At 30.4% G+C, this 22,534-nt stretch carries 19 protein-coding genes; 12 read left to right on the forward strand and 7 right to left on the reverse strand.

The genetic code is table 11. The features are described from left to right. The first annotated feature begins 29 nt into the window (after positions 1–29). Complete coding sequence (locus tag ABD939_RS10800) at positions 30–2,429, forward strand: TonB-dependent receptor (RefSeq protein ID WP_345168255.1); 2,400 nt, start codon at positions 30–32, stop codon at positions 2,427–2,429. A 66-nt stretch (positions 2,430–2,495) separates the two neighbouring features. Then, positions 2,496–3,068 carry a type 1 periplasmic binding fold superfamily protein gene (locus ABD939_RS10805; RefSeq protein ID WP_345168259.1) on the forward strand — a complete coding sequence of 191 codons (573 nt, stop codon included), beginning with the start codon at positions 2,496–2,498 and terminating at the stop codon, positions 3,066–3,068. Between the two features lie 85 nt (positions 3,069–3,153). Here the strand turns inward: ABD939_RS10805 and ABD939_RS10810 are convergent, their stop codons facing one another. Further along, positions 3,154–3,420 (reverse strand): hypothetical protein, encoded by a 267-nt coding sequence (locus ABD939_RS10810; protein WP_345168263.1) that lies wholly within the window; start codon positions 3,418–3,420, stop codon positions 3,154–3,156. Between the two features lie 42 nt (positions 3,421–3,462). Beyond that, entirely contained in the window at positions 3,463–4,050 is a 588-nt protein-coding gene (gene folE, locus ABD939_RS10815) for a GTP cyclohydrolase I FolE (protein ID WP_345168268.1), read from the reverse strand. A 205-nt stretch (positions 4,051–4,255) separates the two neighbouring features. Here folE and ABD939_RS10820 point away from each other — a divergent pair, with 205 nt between their 5' ends. Further along, the gene (locus ABD939_RS10820; protein WP_345168270.1) at positions 4,256–6,688 is read left to right on the forward strand and encodes a DUF5916 domain-containing protein; all 2,433 of its coding nucleotides are present in this window, start codon (positions 4,256–4,258) and stop codon (positions 6,686–6,688) included. Positions 6,689–6,737: 49 nt separating this feature from the next. Continuing rightward, positions 6,738–7,400 (forward strand): ABC transporter ATP-binding protein, encoded by a 663-nt coding sequence (locus tag ABD939_RS10825; protein ID WP_345168273.1) that lies wholly within the window; start codon positions 6,738–6,740, stop codon positions 7,398–7,400. Between the two features lie 37 nt (positions 7,401–7,437). On the opposite strand, the gene ABD939_RS10830 is transcribed toward ABD939_RS10825, so the two are convergent. Both ABD939_RS10830 and ABD939_RS10835 read right to left on the reverse strand, forming a co-directional pair. After that, on the reverse strand, positions 7,438–8,256 hold the full coding sequence (locus ABD939_RS10830; RefSeq protein WP_345168275.1) for a hypothetical protein: 819 nt from the start codon (positions 8,254–8,256) through the stop codon (positions 7,438–7,440). A gap of 271 nt (positions 8,257–8,527) precedes the next feature. Then, positions 8,528–9,703 carry an MFS transporter gene (locus ABD939_RS10835; RefSeq protein WP_345168278.1) on the reverse strand — a complete coding sequence of 392 codons (1,176 nt, stop codon included), beginning with the start codon at positions 9,701–9,703 and terminating at the stop codon, positions 8,528–8,530. Positions 9,704–9,783: 80 nt separating this feature from the next. Here ABD939_RS10835 and ABD939_RS10840 point away from each other — a divergent pair, with 80 nt between their 5' ends. Both ABD939_RS10840 and ABD939_RS10845 read left to right on the forward strand, forming a co-directional pair. Continuing rightward, a complete protein-coding gene (locus tag ABD939_RS10840) occupies positions 9,784–10,569 on the forward strand; it encodes a TIGR02757 family protein (protein WP_345168280.1) in 786 nt (261 codons plus the stop codon). Between the two features lie 47 nt (positions 10,570–10,616). Further along, on the forward strand, positions 10,617–12,122 hold the full coding sequence (locus tag ABD939_RS10845; protein WP_345168282.1) for a S10 family peptidase: 1,506 nt from the start codon (positions 10,617–10,619) through the stop codon (positions 12,120–12,122). A 30-nt stretch (positions 12,123–12,152) separates the two neighbouring features. On the opposite strand, the gene ABD939_RS10850 is transcribed toward ABD939_RS10845, so the two are convergent. Further along, the gene (locus ABD939_RS10850; RefSeq protein ID WP_345168283.1) at positions 12,153–14,042 is read right to left on the reverse strand and encodes a M61 family metallopeptidase; all 1,890 of its coding nucleotides are present in this window, start codon (positions 14,040–14,042) and stop codon (positions 12,153–12,155) included. 81 nt (positions 14,043–14,123) lie between these two features. Between ABD939_RS10850 and ABD939_RS10855 the strand changes: the two genes are divergently transcribed. The 6 genes from ABD939_RS10855 to ABD939_RS10880 all read left to right on the forward strand — a co-directional run bounded on the left by ABD939_RS10855 (position 14,124) and on the right by ABD939_RS10880 (position 20,226). Then, positions 14,124–15,131 carry a glycosyltransferase family 2 protein gene (locus ABD939_RS10855; protein WP_345168286.1) on the forward strand — a complete coding sequence of 336 codons (1,008 nt, stop codon included), beginning with the start codon at positions 14,124–14,126 and terminating at the stop codon, positions 15,129–15,131. 60 nt (positions 15,132–15,191) lie between these two features. Continuing rightward, positions 15,192–17,117, forward strand: a complete 1,926-nt coding sequence (locus tag ABD939_RS10860) for a vWA domain-containing protein (RefSeq protein ID WP_345168289.1) — start codon at positions 15,192–15,194, stop codon at positions 17,115–17,117. Then, the gene (locus ABD939_RS10865; protein WP_345168292.1) at positions 17,114–18,370 is read left to right on the forward strand and encodes a dihydroorotase; all 1,257 of its coding nucleotides are present in this window, start codon (positions 17,114–17,116) and stop codon (positions 18,368–18,370) included. Before ABD939_RS10860 ends, ABD939_RS10865 begins: the two co-directional genes overlap by 4 nt. Before the next feature lie 3 nt (positions 18,371–18,373). Continuing rightward, on the forward strand, positions 18,374–18,712 hold the full coding sequence (locus ABD939_RS10870) for a hypothetical protein (protein WP_345168294.1): 339 nt from the start codon (positions 18,374–18,376) through the stop codon (positions 18,710–18,712). Next, positions 18,702–19,358 carry an alpha/beta hydrolase gene (locus tag ABD939_RS10875; protein ID WP_345168297.1) on the forward strand — a complete coding sequence of 219 codons (657 nt, stop codon included), beginning with the start codon at positions 18,702–18,704 and terminating at the stop codon, positions 19,356–19,358. The genes ABD939_RS10870 and ABD939_RS10875 overlap by 11 nt, the downstream gene beginning before the upstream one ends. Positions 19,359–19,527: 169 nt before the next feature. Beyond that, on the forward strand, positions 19,528–20,226 hold the full coding sequence (locus ABD939_RS10880) for a fatty acid desaturase (protein WP_345168300.1): 699 nt from the start codon (positions 19,528–19,530) through the stop codon (positions 20,224–20,226). Positions 20,227–20,243: 17 nt separating this feature from the next. On the opposite strand, the gene ABD939_RS10885 is transcribed toward ABD939_RS10880, so the two are convergent. Continuing rightward, a complete protein-coding gene (locus ABD939_RS10885; protein ID WP_345168303.1) occupies positions 20,244–20,948 on the reverse strand; it encodes a response regulator transcription factor in 705 nt (234 codons plus the stop codon). A gap of 2 nt (positions 20,949–20,950) precedes the next feature. Further along, a complete protein-coding gene (locus ABD939_RS10890) occupies positions 20,951–22,525 on the reverse strand; it encodes a sensor histidine kinase (RefSeq protein ID WP_345168306.1) in 1,575 nt (524 codons plus the stop codon). Positions 22,526–22,534: the final 9 nt, after the last annotated feature.

Consider the following 22,534-nt stretch of genomic DNA (forward strand, 5'->3'; position numbering starts at 1 on the left):
GCTTACATTTTAAACTAAAACGAAATTCAATGAAATATTATTTATTGATTATGGCGCTGTGTTTTTTTAGCATCGCTCATACTCAAAACTGTACATACACTTTTATTGGTGAAGTAAAAGACTTTCATGACAGTACACCAATGTCTGGAGCTACTATTTTTGTAGAAACTTTAAATACTTACACTACAGCAGATATTAATGGAAAATTTTCTATTAAAAACTTATGTAATGGCAAGTTAACATTGGTAATATCTCATGTTGGATGTGAAACCAAGAGCTTAGAAATAGACATTAATGGAGATACTTACAAGGAAATTAATATGGAACACCATATTGAAGAATTACTTGAAGTGAAAATTTCTGGAAACCTTACAAAAAAGCAAACTAAAACAGCTCAGGAAACTGTATTAAACACAGAAATACTTGAACGTTACAGCTCGCTTAACCTTGGAGACGCTTTAAAAGAAGTCGCAGGTATATCATCGATAAACACAGGTAACTCTATTGTAAAACCAATTATTAATGGTTTACATAGTAGTCGGATTTTAATTCTAAACAATAATGTAAGACTCCAAGATCAAGAATGGGGAGTTGAGCACGCACCTAGTGTAGATATTAATTCTGCTGGTCAGATATCTGTTGTCAAAGGTTCAGGTGGTTTAGCCTATGGAGGAGATGCCATTGGTGGTGTTATTATTATTAAACCCTCAAATCCTATTTTAAAAGACACACTTTATGGAAAAACAATATTAGGTGGTCAAACAAATGGTAGAGGTTTTAATTTTAATACCAGACTTAACAAAAATTATAAATCTGGATGGTTTGCTCAATTTCAAGCATCTTATAAGAAAAATGGCGATTTTAAAGCGCCAGACTACAACCTAACTAATACGGGTTTGGATGCTAAAAGTATATCTGCACAATTTGGTAAAAAGAAAATTGAATCAGGTTTTGAAATTTATTACAGTTTTCTAAACAACGAAGTTGGTATTTTAGGAGCTTCACACATTGGTAGCGCATTTGATTTAGAGCGTGCTATAAATTCTGGACAACCGCTTCTTATTAATGATTTTAGTTATAATATTAATGCTCCAAAGCAAGATATCACACATCATTTGGTAAAAGCAAGTTATTATAAACGCATCCAAAACTTTGGTAAATTAAACTTACAGTACGATTATCAAAACAATAAACGTCTTGAGTTTGATGTAAGAATAGGAGATAGAAGAAATATCCCTGCCATAGATTTAACTCTGCAAACACATACTGTTCTAGCAGATATAAACTTAGATACTAACTTAAATAGGAAAGTTAATTTTGGTTTTATGGGGCGCTATCAAGATAATTTTGCAAATCCAGATACTGGTGTAAGGCGGTTAATACCAGATTACAATAAGTATGATTTTGGAGTTTATACAACCACCGAATGGAGACTGAAAAACGACCTAGTTATTGATGTTGGTTTAAGGTATGATTTTAATAGAATTGATGCTAAAAAGTTTTACCGCAAGTCGAGGTGGGAAGAACGCAATTATGATGAAGATTTTTCAGATATCATTATTGAAGAGTTACCTACACAGTTTTTAACTAATCCGGTTTTTGATTATCACAACATATCTATGTCAGCAGGCGTAAAATATAACTTTAATGAAAATAATCAAATTATCTTCAATTACAGTTTAGCTAGCAGACCGCCGAATGTTTCAGAGTTATTTAGTGATGGACTTCACCATTCTGCAGCAAGGTTCGAAATTGGTGATATTAGATTTGATAAAGAGGTCGCTAACAGAGTATCGTTATCCTATGCTTACAATACATCAAAATTTAATCTTGTAACAGAAGCATTTTATAATAGAATTAGTGATTTTATCTATTTAAGACCTTTTGATTTTTTGCTTACGGTAAGAGGTCCATTTCCTTTATGGGAATACCAACAAACCAATGCCGAATTACTTGGGCTTGATATATCAGCTACTTATAAACTAACTGATGCTTTAGAATGGCAAAATAAAACAGCATTTACAAAAGGTTATGATACTAAAACTGAATTAGCTTTAATAGACATTCCATCATTTAATACACTTAATAAAATTACATATAACAATATAGCGTGGTATAATTTTTCTGCTAGTTTAAAATCTGAATTGGTTTTTGAACAAAACGAATTCCCAGATTTTAATTTTGATGTTACAAACCAGCTTAATGGTGAAGTTAGTACTGTAGATATTAGCTCGCCTCCGCCTACGTATCATTTGCTACACTTTTATAGTAAAGCAACTTTCCCCATTAACGAAAAAACAAGTTTAGATGTAGCTTTTGGGGTAAACAATCTTTTAAATACATCTTATAGAAATTATTTAAATCGTTTAAGGTTTTTTGCTGATGACTTAGGACGAAATATAACACTACAAATACAAATAAATTATTAAAAAAATATGAATACAAATAAATTAAATTTTAAAGCGATGAAAATGAATTATTTAAACCTTAATCTTATGAAAACTAGTAAATTTATTCTTGGTGCCCTTTTTTGCTTAACGCTTATCACGTCATGTTCTGATGATGATGATCCGATACCAGTTCTTGAAGAAGAGTTAATTACAAATGTTACATTAACTTTTGTAAATAACGCAAATACTTCAGATACCGTTGTTATGTCTAGTATTGCACCAGATGGTCAAGATGGAGCATCTACAGAGATAGTAACCGGAGACTTTACTGAAGGCGCAACATATTCTTTAAATCTTGCAATAACCAATGCATCTGAAAATCCTGCTGATGATGTATTAAATGATGATATTATACCAGAAGCAGATGAACACTTTTTTGTGTATGCTGTAAATGGAATAAACTTAACTGTTACTAGAGATAGTGATGATGTAGATGGTCCTGATAGCAATAAATTAGGTGTTAATACAACATGGGTAGCTGGCGCTGTTAGTACTGGTAATTTTCAAATTATTTTAGTACATGAACCGGAAGGTGCTGATGACTCTGATGAGTTTGGTTCTGTTACTGGAGGTTCTGAAGATGTAAATATTACATTTACTAATGTTGAAATCCAATAGAGCAAAAAATGAGCTTGTTTAGTTATAAATAACTAATTTTATTTAAACTCTAATAAAAAATCCCTTTCACTTAGAAAGGGATTTTTTATTCCTTATTTTTTGTAAAAACATAAGTATAAAGCCACATCAATGTAAATGTTGGTATTACATCTAAACCCGGAAGTGCTTCTTCTACAAAAGTTACAACACCTGCTATTTTACCTGGTTTACCTTTATATAATTTTGTCATTAACCATCCAGATAAAGGTGCCCAAACAACGTCTGAAAACTCACCAATAACTGGAATAAAAAAAGACACATAACCCAAAGCATCAAAAAGAATACCTAAAGCCAGTATTTTATATTTATTCATTTAATTTATTTTAATAGAATAATTGCAAGAAATATACCAAAACTACTTTCCTATTAATTTCAAAAACTCATTTCGGGTTTCAATTTTCTCAAACTGTCCTCTAAAACCAGAAGTAGTGGTAATAGAGTTTTGTTTTTGTACACCACGCATCATCATACACATGTGAGATGCTTCAATAACTACAGCAACGCCTTGAGGTTTTAAGGTATCATTAATACAATCTAAAATTTGTTCTGTTAAACGCTCTTGTACTTGTAATCGTCTTGCAAAAACATCTACGATTCTGGGTAATTTACTTAAACCTACTATATAACCGTTAGGAATGTAAGCAATATGTACTTTTCCAAAAAATGGCAAAATATGATGCTCACAAAGTGAATATAATTCGATGTCTTTTACAATAACCATTTCGTTGTAAGACTCTTTAAACATTGCTGCTGTTAAAATTTCAACAGGATCTTGATCGTATCCTTGCGTTAAGAACTGCATAGCTTTTGCAGCACGTTCTGGAGTTTTAATTAATCCATCTCTAGTGGTATCTTCCCCTAAATCTTCTATAATATTTTTATAACGTGTTTTAACATCATCTGTCACTTTCATGTTATATTCTTCAAAACTTTTGTAAGCCATATAAGTATTTAATAGTTAGAATAAGCAAATTGGAATTTCATTCTTTAAAATTAAGTAAAATTTAGTTGTCTATCTCCCAATATATTTCCGAAGACGTCTTTTAACTTTAAATTAAGATAAATAAATACTAACATAAATTATTTTTGCAAACAATTCAATCAATCTCCTTTTTTTGATAAAACTTAAGTCCTAATTTAATAAAACAATGCGGTTTTCTTTTTTACTTATTTTTTTTATTTCTGTTGGCTTTCATACTTTTTCTCAAGAAAAGAAATCTCTAAATATTCAAAGAACTTATAAATCTCCAAAAATTGATGGGGTTTTAAATGAAAGTATTTGGAAAACTTCTGAAATAGCTACAGATTTTGTTCAATTCAGGCCTGATATTGGTGTTAAACCCACACACAACGAACGTACTGAGGTAAGAGCTACTTATGATGACGACGCCATTTACTTTAGTGCAAAAATGTTTGATGACCCTGATAAAATAATGAGCCAAATAACTCAGCGTGATAATTTTGGGCAAAACGATTTTTTTAGAATTATTATAAACCCAAATAATGACGCACAAAATAACACCATTTTTATTGTATTCAGCTCAGGAGCTCAAGCCGATGCCATAGCAACACTTAACAATAGCGATTATGGTTGGAATGCCGTTTGGGATAGCGCCGTTAAAAAAAATGATGATGGATGGACTGTTGAAATTAAAATCCCTTATCGTGCGCTAAGATTTGCTAATGAGGAAGTACAAACCTGGGGCATACAATTCCAGCGTGAAGTAAGACGCGAACGTGCTCGATACTCATGGAACCCGATAGACCCGACTAAAGGATCTAATTTCTTATATCATGGAGAAATTACTGGATTAAAAAACATTACACCTCCTGTGAGGTTAAATTTGTACCCATTTATATCTGGTGTTGGGACAACCTTTGACGGAAAATCTGAAACAAATTTAAATTTTGGCTTAGATATAAAATATGGAATTACAGATAACTTTACTTTAGACGCCACATTAGTTCCCGATTTTAGCCAGGTTGGATTTGATAATCTAACTTTAAATTTGGGTCCTTTTGAGCAAACTTTTAATGAACAAAGGCAGTTTTTTACAGAAGGTGTGGATTTATTTAATAAAGGTAATTTATTTTTTTCAAGACGTGTAGGTAATGCTCCCGTTAGTAGACCAGAATTAAATGAAAATGAAAAATTTGTAGATTACCCAAATACGGTTAAAGTTTTAAATGCAGTTAAAGTTTCTGGACGTACAAAAAATGGACTAGGAATAGGTGTTTTTAACGCTATAACTGAAAAAACCACTGCTCAAATATTAGATACCATATCAGGAAACTCTAGAGAAGCTGTAGCAGAATCCTTTGCAAATTATAATATTTTAGTAGTAGACCAACAATTTAACGATAACTCATCTGTAAGTTTAATAAATACTAATGTTACTAGAGCAGGTAATTTTAGAGATGCTAATGTTACAGGTTTATTAGCTGATATATCAAATAAGAGAAACACTTATAATTTAGAAGGGCAAATTAAAATGAGTAATGTTTACTTACCTGATAATACTTCAACAGGCTATAGTTCTTCTTTTGAAGCCAGTAAAATTCATGGGAATTTTAGATATGGCGTAGAACACGATTTTGCAGATACAGAATACAACATAAACGACCTTGGTTTAAATAGACGAAATAACTTTAATAATTTTGGATTAAACCTTTCTTACAGAACCTTTACACCTACTGAGAAGTTAAATAATTATAGAATAAATGTATCTTTTGATTACGAGCAATTAGCATCACCAAATACCTTTACTGGTGCAGAGTTAAGTGCTGAGTTTAGAGCAACCACAACTAATTTACATTCATTTGGAATTGAATTTAATCTCAGGCCTGGTAAACAATTCGATTATTTTGAAGCAAGGCAAGAAGGTAAATTCTTTATTTTTGAAAACTTTGCCCGAATAGGCGGTTCAATTTCTACTAACTACAATAACCGTTTTGCTTTTGATATTAGAACCAACTTAAGCACCTTATTTGAAGATGGAAGAGATTTATTCGGGTATGAAATTAGATTAAGTCCAAGAATGCGTTTTAACGAGCATTTTCTTCTACAATATAATTTTGAATATAATTCAAATAAAGGTAGTCGAGGATACGCCACATCACAAAATAATGAATCTATTTTTGGGGAACGAGACAGAATTGTAATTTCCAATAATATCTCTGCTCGTTATAATTTTAATCCTTTTCACAATCTTTCACTCAATATCAGGAAATATTGGGATACAGTAGATTACGATGAAAATTTATTTACTTTATTAGATAATGGACGCTTAACCACAAGTAGTGGTTATACTGTATCGAATGTTGATAATGACCCAAATATTAATTTCAGCACATGGAATTTAGATTTAAGTTATTCTTGGCAACTTGCCCCTGGAAGTTTTTTAACAGCCTTATATAGAAACCAATTATTTAATAGAGATAATGAATCTAATATTGATTTTGGAAACAACTTAGATCTTCTTACAAGCCAGCCATTACAGCATACGTTTTCATTACGCCTACAATATTTTATAGATTATGGCTCAATCAAAAAAGTGTTCAAGAAGAAAGTAAATTCTTAATTGTGCATCAAAGGTTAAAGTAGTATTTTCACCATTATTATTTGGTATTATGATTCAAGCAAAAAATATTCATAAATATTACGGCGATTTACAAGTTTTAAAAGGTGTAAATATTCACATTAAAAAAGGAGAAGTCGTTTCTATTGTTGGCGCTTCAGGAGCTGGAAAAACTACACTTTTACAAATTTTAGGTACTTTAGATAAGGCTTCAACAGAAACTAATTTTGAACTGAATATAAATAACACAAATATAAATTTACTAAAAGATAAAGGCTTAGCTAAGTTTAGAAATGAACATATAGGTTTCATATTTCAGTTTCACCAATTATTACCAGAATTTTCGGCTCTAGAAAATGTTTGTTTACCGGCTTATATAAAAGGAACCTCAAAAGCTGATGCTGACAAACGAGCAAAAGAACTTTTAGATTTTCTAGGTTTATCGCGTCGTTATAATCATAAACCAAGCGAGCTTTCTGGAGGTGAACAACAACGTGTGGCTGTTGCACGTGCCTTAATAAATAACCCTGATTTAATTTTTGCTGATGAGCCTTCTGGAAATTTAGACAGTGAATCTGCAGAAAATTTACATAACCTATTTTTTAAACTTCGTGATGAATTCGGACAAACCTTTGTTATTGTTACACACAACGAAGAATTAGCAAATATGGCAGACAGAAAACTGGTTATGGTTGATGGAAAAATTGTAAGCTAAACTCCTTAGCAAAAGATATATAAAGCAATTATTCTTTTTAATTAAAAGATGTTGTTTTACCTAAAATAGTAAATGTCTCGTTTGTGTAATTAATTTTTATATTGGGAACACTTCCTATTTCTAAGTCGATAATTCCAGATTTTATTTCCCTTGGCAATACTACTAAATGCAAAGGCTCTTCAATAAATGTAGAAAAATTAACACCATTAGAACTCAACCCAAGTTGATCTCCTTCAATCAAATACTCATCATCCCAAATATTTAGGGGTGTTTCAGATCCAGCAATCCATGTTCTAAAAGTACTTTGAAAAAACCTTATGAATATATCATTCGTAACTGTTACAATTCCATCTTCAACAACAACTGAATATACTAATTGATTATCATCATTTTCTCCAAAATTTTCAACATATTGTGTTCCTTCAACTTTAAAATTATCATGAAAAAAATTATTAAAAACTACTGTATGAAGACTCCCAACTTCACTATACAACCCTGTTGACTCTACAGTAATAATACCTCTACGAGTAACACCATCTTCACAAAGCGTACCAGTACCAAAATCTATTGTAATTGTTTTTGGAAATGTTTCTAAATCAAGAGGCTCTATAGAAATAACTGGATCAGTTTTTGTGCTGTTAAATTTACCAGTTATTGTACCTTCTGCACTTGCAATTCCATCAATAGTTATATTTCCTGTGTCTTGAAAAATTTGATTAACCAACGAATACTCATTAAGAATTTCTATGAAAAATAAATTTTCGTCTTCGTCAGGTCCATTATTCTCAACTGGAGAGTCATTTTTTTGACAGGAAGCAAGTAACAAAATAAACAAAGGGACAATAATGTTTCTCATAACTTTTATAACTTTATTATTCTACAACGTTTTTTATATGTTTAGCGTATAATTTTAGTATGATAATTCTGTAATACAAAAATAGTTTTTTAAAGGTTATTTTATTCCTTTTTATTAAATTTAAAAATAAAACAAAAATGAGATTGAAAATTATTTCACTTTTTGAGTAATCCCTATGTTTTGTGAGTCATACATTTAACTACAATATTTATAACCTCACATTGGTGTTATAAATATTATAAGGGTAATTTAAAAATTTATTAAAATAGCATTATTCTTTTCTAAGAGATTTATATAGTTCAATTAATCCTACAACGGGTCCTACTGCCAAAAAAAGAAAAAGAAACCTTATTTCGAAATTATTACTTAGACTATTAAGTAATTGAATACTAATAATTGTAATAGCAAAACCTATGGAGTTTACTATAGTTAAAGCTGTTCCTTTAATTGTATTTGGAACGTTCTGAGCCACTAAAGTTGAAAATAATGGTGAATCTGCTATAACTACCATACCCCAAAATATAAGAAAACTCAAAAAGAATATTTCCGAATTAATTACAAAAATTAAAGGAGACAATAAACAACATAAACCTGATAAGGTTAGTGCAACGGTTGCTACTTTTTTAGGTGTATATTTTTGAGATAAATATCCTGAAAACACACAGCTGATAGCACCAGAAGCTATAATTATAAAACTATATAAAGACACATTAAAATCTATGTTTTTGTGAAAATATAAATACCCATTTAAAATAACGGGTGTAAACGCCCAAAAAGCGTACAACTCCCACATGTGCCCAAAATAGCCAAACGCAGCAGTTCTAAATTTTTTAATTTTAAACACGCTATAAAATACACTTATATTGAATTTTTCGAGTTTAGTTTTGTAGGGACCATCGGCAACAAAAAACATAATCATTCCGCCTCCAATTAATGCCATACTAGAAGTAAAATAAACAATAACTTTCCAGGATATATCTTGATTGTAAACATTTAAAAAATGTGGGAATGCAGTGCCCAAAACTAAAGCACCAACTAAATAACCAAGCGACTTACCCAGTCCTTCCTTAAAATAATCGGAGGCAATTTTCATTCCTACAGGATAAATTCCAGCTAAAAAAAAACCGGTTCCAAATCGTATGAGAAATAAACTTCTTAAGTTATTTGCATCAAATACGGTAAAAAGATTTAAAGATGCTGCTACTACAGCACAAATAAAAAACACCTTTGATGGAGAAAATCTATCTGCAATATTTAAAATAGCAAATACAAATGTGCCAATAATAAAACCAAATTGTACAGCAGAAGTTAAATGTGCAAGAGCGGAAACTTCGAGGTTAAAATTAGATATTAAATCGGTAATAATTGCATTTCCGGCAAACCATAAAGATGTACAACAAAATTGAGAAAATACAATAACAGGTAAAATATAACTCCTAATTGGCATTTATCTATTTTATAATAGTTAGTTATTAAAAAGTTAAGTCTAGTTTTTATTAAGCTAATTACAATTATTTTTGTCTAACTATGAAAGAAAAGCAGATAAAATTAAATAAAACAGAACTCAAAGAATTTTTAGACACTAAAGTTATTCAATATAATAACCCTAATTTTATAGAAAGTGACCCTATACAAATACCGCATACATTCAGTAAAAAAGAAGACATTGAAATTTCCGCTTTTCTAACAGCAACAATCGCTTGGGGAAACCGTAAAAGTATTATTAATAATGCAAAACGATTAATGCAATTAATGGATAATTCTCCTTTTGATTTTGTTTTAAATCACGAAGAAACAGATTTAGACAATCTTTCCTCCTTCGTGCATAGAACTTTTAATGGTAATGATTGCATACAGTTTATAAAGTCTTTAAAACACATTTATCTAAAGCATCATGGATTGGAGCCTGTATTCGCTAAACATGCAGATAAAGACTCACTACAAGTGTCTATTTCAAAGTTTAAATCTATTTTCTTCGAAATGGAACATTTACAGCGTACTGAAAAACATGTTAGCGATCCTCTAAAAAATTCAGCTGCAAAGCGCATTAACATGTTTTTACGTTGGATGGTTAGAAACGATAATACAGGTGTAGATTTTGGTATTTGGAAAAGTATTTCTCCAAACCAACTTTCATGTCCTCTAGATGTACACTCAGGCAATGTAGCCAGAAAATTAGGACTTTTAAAGCGTAAACAAAACGATGGAAAGGCACTTATAGAATTAGATACTAATTTGAGAAAATTAGATAAAAACGACCCAGTGAAATATGATTTTGCTTTATTTGGTTTAGGCGTTTTTGAAGGATTTTAACGCCAGATTTCATTATATTTAAAGAAAATATAATTAAACCGAATTTTATGAAATACCACCTATCATTAATCACATTAGTTTTTACATTTCTGAGTTTTTCTCAGCATTTAAAAATCCCTACAGATACTATGGTTGTTACAAATCATAATACCACAATTAAAGGCGTTAGCATGTCTTATAAAGCTACTACTGGAATGCAACCAGTTTGGGACACAAATGGCAAACCAATTGCTACACTTTATTACACATACTATGAACGTAATAACGTTAAAGATAGAGCTAATCGTCCTCTAATTATTTCATTTAACGGTGGTCCTGGTTCTGCCTCAGTATGGATGCATATAGCTTATACTGGCCCTAAAGTTTTAAAGATTGATGATGAAGGCTACCCTGTACAACCTTATGGTGTAAGAAGTAACCCTAATTCTATACTAGATGTGGCTGATATTGTTTTTGTAAACCCTGTAAATACTGGTTATTCTAGAATGATTGAAGATAAAGATGGAAAACTTCCTGAACGAAAAACTTTTTTTGGTATTAATGCAGATATTAAATATTTAGCAGATTGGATTAATACTTTTGTTACAAGAAAAGAACGATGGGAATCGCCAAAATATATTATTGGTGAAAGTTATGGTGGAACCAGAGTTATGGGACTAGCTAACGAATTGCAAGTAAACCAATGGATGTATTTAAATGGTGTTATTTTAGTTTCGCCTGCAGATTATAAACAATACAACACATCGCAACCCGTTTATTCTTCACTTAATTTACCGTATTACACAGCGGCGGCATGGTATCAAAAAATGTTACCTCCTGCTTTACAACAAAAAGATTTACTCGACATTTTACCCGAATCTGAAAATTATGCGATAAACACATTAATGCCTGCGCTGGCAAAAGGAGGTTTTATATCTGATAGCGAGAAAAAAGACGTTGCAAGAAAAATGGCTTACTATTCTGGGTTAAGTGAGAAATCAATTCTTCAGAATAACTTAGATGTTCCTACCAGTTTTTTTTGGAAGGAATTATTAAGAGACGAAACTGGACAAACTATAGGTAGATTAGATTCAAGATATTTAGGTATAGATAAAACCGAATCTGGAGATATTCCAGACTTTAATCCAGAATTAACCTCATGGATGCACTCTTTTACACCTGCCATAAATTATTATATAAGAGAGCATTTAAACTTTAAAACGGATGTGAAATACCAGGTATTTGGTGATGTTCATCCTTGGGATAGAAGAAACGATAACACTCGTGAAGCATTAAGACAAGCTATGGCGCAAAATCCGTATTTAAAAGTTTTAATACAATCTGGTTATTATGATGGTGCTACCACTTACTTTGGAGCAAAATACACCATGTGGCAAGTAGATCCTAGTGGAAAAATGAAAGACCGCTTTACTTTTAAAGGCTATAGAAGTGGGCATATGATGTACTTAAGAAATGAAGATTTAATTTCGGCGAATGATGATTTAAGAATGTTTATAAATGCATCATTAAGTAAAGGAAAATCTGCTAAATACATAAAAAAAACCGCTGATTAATTAATCAGCGGTTTTAATTTTTTTCTTTTATTATCCTCTTAACCAAGCTTCACGTAAATCCTTTTGAGTAGCTGTTGCATCTTCTTTTTCAAGAATGCCTTTGCCCATTGTGTAAGATTGCGTAGTAGTTGTTTTAATTACTATCTCTTCCCCATCTCTATCTAGCTTTACCTCTATCTCTTTTCCTGGTTTCCACATGTAAACTTGTTGTAAAATCTGGTTAGCATTTTGCATAGAAAACTCAGTACCATTTATTGATTTAATAACATCATTTGGTTTTACACCTTGTTCGTTCCAAAAACTATTTTCTGTTACTAATTCGCTAAAAAATACTTTACCCGCTTTAGGATCTGCTCCAAAAATTAGTTGTCCTGCATTTTGAATATAGTTGGTTTCTACCTTACCCTCTCCTATTTCTAAACCAACTTTTGCAAAAAAGTCGTTATAGTTAATTGGGATATCTCCAATAACATGAGAATCGAAAAAGTCTCTTAATGATGGATATGTCATGGCTACAATTTCATCAATTAACTTATCATCTTCAAAAGGTTTGTTTTTACCGTACTTATTAGAAAGTTCTTTCATTAAAGACAAAATACCACGGTTTCCTTTACTTTCTTCTCTCATTAAGATATCAATACACATTCCAATTAAAGCGCCTTTTTGATAAACATTATAATATTGATCTTTATAAGGCTCCTTTAAAACGTTTTCACTCATAATTGTAAAACTCATGGCATCATTCATATTTCTTGAGCCTTGAATTTTCCCCATAATCTTGTTATAAAATTCTGCTTCTGCTACTAGCCCTTCACTAACCTGAAATAAGGTTGCAAAGTATTCTGTTACACCCTCGTACATCCACAAGTGTTTTGAGAAAGTAGGGTTATTGTAATCGAAATAATGTACATCTTCAGAGTGTACACTTAATGGTGTTACAATATGAAAGAATTCATGAGAAACAACATCTGTCATACTTTCTGCCAATGCTTCTATTTCCATAGATTCTGGCAAAACAACCACAGTTGAAGTGTGATGCTCTAGTGCACCAAAACCTTTTGGAGAATCTTCTTTTCCTTCAGATAAATATAAATATATGTCGTAACGTGATGTGGCATTAATATCGCCCAAATAGGTTTTTTGAGCTTGCATCATTTTAAAAACAGTTTCTTTTAATGATGCTGCCGAGTGAACATTATTAGGAGAATATACACTTAAAACGATTTTTATATCACCTACCATAAATTCTTCAACATCCAAATTTCCATACATCATTGGGTTGTCGGTAATATCAAAATATCGTGTAGCTAAATAACTTGTAGTTGTCGTTTTTCCGTCTTCACTTGTTTTGGTGTTTACATTTTGTAAAGCTGAAGTACGAACAAAACTAGATGGTCCTGTTACATCAAGCTTGTATTGGTTATTTTTTAATGAGTCAAAATATCCAATAAAACCGTGCAAGTTTAAAACATAGTTTTCTTCCTCGATATTTGTTCCCGATGGAGAAAACGGTTGCTCGCCACCAATACCACCTTCTTTTTCAATATCAAAAGTATCATTAACTAAATACGTGATTTTATCTAAGTCTTTCGCATTAGCAATAGTCCAAGTATTTACATCTACTTTTACTACTGGCATTTCTTCGCCTTTGTAATTTATGGCTTTAAAATCATCTACGTATTTACCAAAATCGCTTACTGCATATGTACCTTGAACTACTCTTGGTAATCTATAGGTTACAGTCTCAATTGTAAAACGTCCTGGATTTATTGTAACTGGTGCTTTATCATCTTGCACTGCTGATAGATTTATTGCCGTCTCTATTGGTAAAACAGTTGCTAAATCATTGTTTGTTTTTGTAGAACTACAGCTTGCAAATAAAATACCTGCAAATAATGCCAAATATATTTTTGAATTCATAAAAAAATTTGTTTTTCAATTGACGCGCAAAATACCACTATGTTACGATTGGTATTCTTAAGGTTTTGTTAAATTAGCATTATGCAACAGCCTCTTGTTAGTATTATAATTCCATTTAAAAACACCGAAGGTTTTTTAGATGATTGTTTAAAATCAATAATTAAACAAACATACAAAAACTGGGAATTAATAATTGTAGATGACCACTCGGCTGATAATAGTTATAATATTGTTAGCAATTATTCAAAAAAAGATTCTAGAATAAGACTATTTAGAAATTCTGGAAACGGTATAATAGAAGCTTTAAAACTAGCGTTTTCAGTAAGCGAAGGTCAACTTATTACTCGTATGGATAGCGATGATATTATGCGTCCAGAAAAAATAGAAGTATTAGCCATTAATCTTTTAAAATATGGAAAAAAACATGTTGCCATTGGTTTGGTAAACTATTTCTCTAAATATGGTATTAAAAGCGGTTATAAAAGCTATGAAACTTGGCTAAATAAATTAACTAAATCAGGAAATAATTACAGTGAAATTTATAAAGAATGTGTTATTCCCTCACCTTGCTGGATGGTTTACAGAAGTGATTTAATAGCCTGTGAAGCATTTAATTTAAATACATACCCTGAAGATTACGATTTGGCTTTTCGATTTTACAAACACAGCTACAAATGTATTCCGTGTAACCATGTTTTACATGATTGGAGAGATTACAATACGCGTACTTCCAGAACACATAAACATTATGCTGAAAATCATTTTTTAGATTTAAAACTAAACTACTTTTTAGAACTAGATTTTAATCCAAATAAAACCTTAGTTATTTGGGGAGCAGGAAATAAGGGAAAGAAAGTAGCCAAAACACTTCTTTCCAAAGGTATTCCATTTAATTGGATTTGCGATAATCCTAAAAAAATTGGTAAAGATATTTACGGTATAATATTGCAGCCCTTTAGTTTTTTAGAACACATTAAAAACTCTCAAAGTATTATAACTGTGGCAAACAAAACGGCGCAAACAGAAATAAAAAATTATATGCATAATTTACAGTTAAAGCCTATTGAAGATTATGTATTCTTTTGTTAAATAATTTTTAGTGTGTCATATTTCATTTTCATTTTCTATATTTGACAAATCTAAAAAGGAATGCAGTTTAAAAACCCCGAACTTCTTTACGCACTATTTTTACTGCTCATACCTATTATCATTCATCTATTTCAATTACGTAAATTTCAAAAAATACCATTTACTAATGTAGCTTTTCTAAAAGAAGCAACATTACAAACTCGCAAGAGTTCGCAAATAAAAAAATGGCTAATATTATTAACAAGGTTATTACTTATTAGTGCATTAGTGTTTGCTTTTGCTCAACCATTTGTATCTAAAACTAAAGCGTTTAAAACTAAAAAAGAAACGGTTATTTATTTAGATAATTCTTTCAGTATGCAAGCTAAAGGAAACCAAGGTGAATTACTAAAACGCGCTATACAAGATATTATAACCAACATACCGGAAGATGAAAATATATCTTTAATTACTAATAGCAGTGTTTTTAAAAACACAACAATTAAAGCTATTAAAAATGAGTTGCTTCAACTACCATATTCGGCCAATAGTCTAACTACAGATGCTGCTTTGTTAAAGACTAAAACTTTTTTTAGTGACCAAAATGGTATTGTAAAAGACTTGATTTTTATTTCTGATTTTCAAGAAAACGAAAGTGATTTCAGTATTTATAATGACTCTTTACTAAATCATTATTTTGTAAAATTAAAGCCGGTAAACACCAATAATATTTCTTTAGAAAGTGTAGCTATTTCAAACAAAACAGCCACAAATATTGAGTTAAAAGTTACTATTAAAAACAACGGTAATCCTATTGAAAACTTACCAGTTTCACTTTTCAACAATAATAATTTAATTGCAAAAACCTCTGTTAGTGGTAACAAGAAAATGAGTACAACGTTTTCAATACCTACAAATGACATTATAAATGGAAAAATAACGATTGATGATGCAAATCTCCAATTTGATAATATTCTGTATTTCAATATTAATAGCACATCAAAAGTAAATGTACTTTCTGTAAATGCAACTGAAGATTCGTTTTTAAAACGTATTTACACAAACGAAGAATTTAATTATATATCTACTACAGAAAATCAATTAAATTATAATCTTATTGAATCTCAAAACCTTATAATTTTAAACGAATTAGATAATATTTCTAGTACTTTATTGGCTGCTTTAAAACAGTTTACGCAACAAAATGGAACACTAATTATTATTCCTTCAAAGGATAGCAATAAAGCCTCATACAACCAGTTTTTATTAAATTATCAATCTAGTTTTGATAATTTAGTTCCTGTAGAAAAGCGCATTACTACTATTAATTATTCTCATCCATTATATAATAATGGTGTTTTTGAAAAACAAGTCAAGAATTTTCAATATCCTAAGGTTAATAGTTATTTCAGTACAAATTCAAATACTAGCTCCTCTATTTTAAGTTTTGAAGACGGTAAACCATTTTTGTTTCAAAATAAGAATACTTTTATTTTTACTGCTTCTTTAAAAAGAGACAATTCTAGTTTTAAAAACTCACCTTTAATTGTTCCTACGCTTTATAATATTGGTAAATACAGCTATAAAGTTCCTGAATTATACTACACTATAGGAAAGAATAACACTTACGATGTTAATACCAAATTGCAACAAGACAATATCTTATCGCTTAATTATAATGATATTAATATTATTCCTGAGCAGCGTTATTATAATAACAAAGTAGCCATAAAAACATCTGAACTCCCCAGTATTGCCAATACATATTCCATAAATAACAAAACTGAAACTATAAAAAAAGTAAGTTACAATTATGATAGGAATGAAAGTAATTTGAATTATAAGAATCTATCTAATTTAAGCAATATAGTTGTAGATGATTCCATTCAAGACGTTTTTGAAACTATAAAAAGTGATACAAAAGTTAATGCGCTCTGGAAATGGTTTGTTATTTTTGCGCTAACCTTACTGATTATTGAAATGCTCATCTTAAAATATTTTAAATGAACATACTTATAAAATCTGCTACAATAATAGATTCTAAAAGTGAGTTTCACAATTCTACTCAAGATTTATTAATTGAAAATGGTCTGATTACTAAGATTGCCAGCAATATTAAAAACTCTAAAAACTATCAAGAAATAAAGTTAGATAACTTACACATATCTCAAGGTTGGTTTGATAGCAGTGTAAGTTTTGGTGAGCCTGGGTTTGAAGAACGAGACACCATTGCAAACGGTTTAAAAACCGCCGCTGCTTCTGGGTTTACAGCTGTGGCAATGAATGCCAATACAAATCCAGTAATAGATTCAAATTCAGACATCACTTTTGTAAACTCAAAAGCAATTAATAATGCCGTTTCGCTTCTGCCTATTGGGGCCTTAACCACTGAAAGTAAAGGTGAAGATTTAGCAGAACTTTACGATATGAATTCTGCTGGTGCTGTTGCGTTTTACGATTATAAAAAACCTGTTTCTAACCCTAACCTGATGAAAATAGCCTTGCAATACGCAAGTAATTTTGATGGATTAGTTTGTTCATTTCCGCAAGAGAATAAAATTTCTGGAAATGGCGTAATGAATGAAAGTATAACCAGTACAAAACTTGGTTTAAAGGGAAATCCTGCTTTAGCAGAAGAATTGCAAATTGCACGCGATTTATTTTTACTAGAATATACAGGAGGGAAACTACATATTCCAACAATTTCATCAGCAAAATCGGTAGCTTTAATAAAAGAAGCAAAAAAGAAGAAGTTAGATGTTACTTGTAGTGTAGCTATTCATAACCTATATTTTTCTGATGATGTTCTTACAGATTTTAACACACACTTTAAAGTATTACCACCTCTAAGAATTAAAAAAGACATTGACGCTCTAATTGAAGCTGTTAAAGATGGTACTATAGATATGGTTACCAGCGATCATACTCCTATTGATATTGAGCAAAAGAAAATAGAATTTGACCACGCTGAATGTGGTACAATAGGTTTAGAAAGTGCTTTTGGTGCGCTTCAAAATATATTTACTCTAAAAAAGAGTATAGATATTTTAACTAAAGGGAAATCTAGATTCGGATTAAGCTCAAATTCTATAAATACAGGTAATTCATTAGATATTACACTTTTTAACCCTGAAACAAAGTATATATTTAGTAAAGATAATATCATTTCAAAATCTAAAAATGCCATTTTTGAAGGAGAAACTCTAAAAGGTAAGGTCTATGGTATTATTTCTAATAACATCATCTCATTAAACTCATAAATAATGACAGAGCAGGATATTGAAAGAGGTCGAAAAAATGCCATAATAAGCTACATAACCATTTTTGGAGTTATTATTGCTTATTATCTAAATATTGAAGAAAAAAACAAAAGTACATTTGCAAGTTTTCATATTAGGCAATCTTTAGGTTTGTGGCTTACTTTTTTTGCTTTGGGCTACATTGTTGGGAGCTTTAATAGCTGGTTAATTACATCTAGTTTTTATTTGTTTTTTGCCATACTTTTTATTTATGGATTTACCAGTGCCATTTCAAAAAAGGCACAAGCAGTTCCTCTAGTTGGAGCATTGTACCAGAAAATTTTTGCTAATCTTGGAAAATAAATCACTTTCACTTCAACATTTAATTCGCGAGTCTAGTTTAAGCAGTAATGCTCCATTATTAATAATGTTACATGGCTATGGTAGTGATGAAAACGATTTGTTTTCTTTTTCTGCTGAATTACCGGAAGAGCTATTCATTATATCTGTAAAAGCACCTTACCCAATGCAACCCTTTGGAAATGCTTGGTATGCAATTAATTTCGATAATGAAAAAGGTAAATGGAGTGATAATGAACAAGCAAAACAATCACGTGATTTAATTGCTAATTTTATTGATGAAGCTGTTACTAAATATCCTGTAAATAAAAATAATGTATCGCTTTTAGGATTTAGTCAAGGTTGTATTTTAAGTTTTGCAGTTGCATTATCTTTTCCTGAAAAGGTGAAAAACATAGTTGCCTTGAGCGGTTATGTAAATCAAGATATAATTGCTGGTAATTTAAAAGAAAAAGATTACTCAAATTTAGATTTCTATTGTTCACATGGTAGTGTAGATCAGGTAATTCCTGTTCAGTGGGCACAACAAACATCACCATTTTTAAAACAATTAAATATTAAACACTCGTATTCCGAATTTCCCGTGGGTCATGGTGTCGCTCCTCAAAATTTTTATGAGTTTAGAGAATGGCTTAAATCACGTGTTTAAAATACGTTAAGCAGTAAATAAATCCTTTTAAAGTCTATAAATTTTCATTCATCCATCATTTTACAATTTTTTACCGAAAAACCGTGCAATTTGTAGAAGTTTTTTGTGTATTTGTTTATTTTTTTGTTTAATTTGTTAAACAAAAAAAAGAAGCTTGTTTATTAATGCTATGAAAAGTAAAAAAAGCTTAAACTTATCTGTAGATCCTATTGGAATAATACTAGGCATATCCATTATATTAATTTGGGCTTTAAGTCTCTATGTGTTATTAAAATGGGATTTTGACTATACAAACCCATTAGTACTATTTGGTATTTTAATACAAACACATCTTTATACTGGATTGTTTATAACCGCACACGACGCGATGCATGGTACTGTATCTAAAAATAGGAAAATTAATAAAATTCTTGGTCAAATAACCTTGGTGTTATTTGCTTTCAATTCCTATAATAGGCTTCTGTATAAACACCACGACCATCATAAGTTTGTAGCCTCAGAAGATGATCCTGATTACCACGAATCTGGAAATTTTTGGATTTGGTATTGGAATTTTATAAAAAAATACACAACCTTAAAACAGCTAATATTAATGACAATTAGCTTACAACTACTGAGATTTGTATTTCCTCTTGAAAATTTATTACTATTTTGGATTTTACCAGGTATATTATCTACATCTCAGTTGTTTTATTTTGGAACATATATACCGCATAAAGATGGTCACGAACATGGCAATAAACATAAGTCTGGATCACTTAAAAAAAACCATTTATGGGCTTTTTTAAGCTGCTATTTTTTTGGTTATCACTATGAACATCATGATTCTCCGGGAGTACCTTGGTGGAGACTCTGGCAAATGAAATAGACTACTTTTTAATTTACTTATTGGTTAATAACAAGCCTAAACCCTTCTCCGTGTATATTTAAAATCTCAACCTTTTCATCCAATTTTAAGTACTTACGTAGCTTAGCAATATACACGTCCATACTTCTAGATGTAAAATAATTATCATCACGCCATATTTTTGTTAATGCTAACTCACGTGGCATTAAATCATTTTCATGTAAAGCTAGCAAGCGTAATAATTCATTCTCTTTTGGAGATAATTTAATTGGCTCTCCACCATCAAAACGTAAGAAACGTAATTTAGAATTTAAATCGAATTTCCCTATTTTAAATTCAAATTGCTTGCTATCTGATATCGTCTCAGTTGCTTTACGTTGAATGATAGCTTTTATTTTCATTAATAGAACCTCGCTATCAAATGGTTTGTTTAAATAGTCATCAGCACCAACCTTGTAGCCTTTTAAAACGTCTTCTTTCATAGCTTTTGCTGTTAGAAAAACAATAGGCACATCAGTGTTTTTTTCACGAATTTCTTTAGCTAAAGTAAAACCGTCTTTGTAAGGCATCATAACATCTAGAATGCATAAATCAAAATCATCTTTTTTGAATTTTTCAAATCCTTCCATTCCATTTTTAGCATGAACAACATCATAATCGTTCATGATTAAATAATCTTTAAGAACAGTTCCAAAATTTGGATCGTCTTCAACTAATAAAATTTTCTTGTTTATTGCTTCCATTTTTATGTTATTATGGGAAGTTTTATGGTAAATGTACTTCCGTTATCTTTTTCACTTTCAGCAGATACATGACCTTGATGGTCATCTACAATTCGCTTAACATAAGCCAGTCCAAGACCATGACCTTTTACGTTATGTATGTTTCCAGTATGTTCTCTATAAAATTTTTCGAACACACGCTTTACGGCAGCTTTACTCATTCCACTACCATGATCTTTTATTTTTAGTAAAATATTATTTCCAACATTTTCTGTATATACTTCAATTTTCGGGGCTTCTGGAGAATACTTTATAGCATTATCCAAAATATTCACTATTACATTTGTAAAATGCGTTTCATTAGCTAAAATTGATGATTTATCAGCTTCTAAAAACGTTTTTATATATCCATTTCTATCTTCAACTATCAATTCTACATGAGTAATAGCGTCTAGTATTAAGTCGTGTAACTTAACCCTATCCTTACTAATGTTAAGCTCGTTCTTTTCTAATTTTGATATTCTTAAAACATTTTCCACCTGAGCATGCATGCGTTTATTTTCTTCCTTAATCATACCTAAATAACGCTTCACCTTTTCTTGGTCTCCTATTATCTTAGGGTTCTTAATAGAGTCTAGTGCTAAGTTTATTGTTGCTATTGGCGTTTTAAACTCATGCGTCATATTATTTATAAAATCAGTTTTTATCTGAGATATTTTACGTTGCTTTATTAGTTGATATAACGAACTTGAATATGCTATAATTATAATTAAAGTAAACACTATTGATAGCGTCATCATGCCTATAACAGACGATAGTATGAATTTACTATCACCTGGAAAATTAACTAATAACTTATATGGTGTTTGTTTATTATCATCATAAAATATGGCTGTACTGTAAGTAGACTTTTTGTAATTTTCAAAATTATCACTTTGTACTTTTGTTGCTAAATCATTACTGTAAATTGCAAACTCATAATTTATATCTATATTATTTTCTTTTAACTTTTTTGATAATAACCTAGTAATTTCATCTTCAGAAATCCTTGTATGAATAGGTTTTCTTTTTAAAGCCTCTCTAAAGTTTTTCTTCAAATAACTTATTTCTGGCTCTAATATTCTTCCAATATTAGTAATCTTAGAAATAGGGCTTTGTTCGATATCCTTATCTGTTAAATCTGAATTAAAAACCTCTATTTTAGAACTACCTGTAAATCGTTTTAAATTTATACTATCAACATCAAAACCAGCATCTAGTATAGAAGACGATAATTTATAATTCTCTTCTAATATACCTTGAGAGTAAATAACAGTTTCGTTGGTATCTTTATTTTGTTGATATATAAATAATTGTGATACAGCAGTTGAATCTTTTTTCTTCTCCTTATCTAGACTTTGGTATACATTAAAAAGTCTATCTAATTCTTCATCTTCTAAAGTATTAGCTACATAACTTAAAGACTTTTTTACGTTATACTCAAATCGCTCTCTTTCATTTTCAACTGAATTGTTTATGTAATAAGCCTGTACAGCTATAATACCAATAAGAGATAAACTCATTAAAACAATTAGTAAGAAAAATATTCTTTTTTTCATCAATCAAAA

This window comes from Algibacter aquimarinus, from assembly GCF_039543265.1.
GTDB lineage: Bacteria > Bacteroidota > Bacteroidia > Flavobacteriales > Flavobacteriaceae > Algibacter_B > Algibacter_B aquimarinus.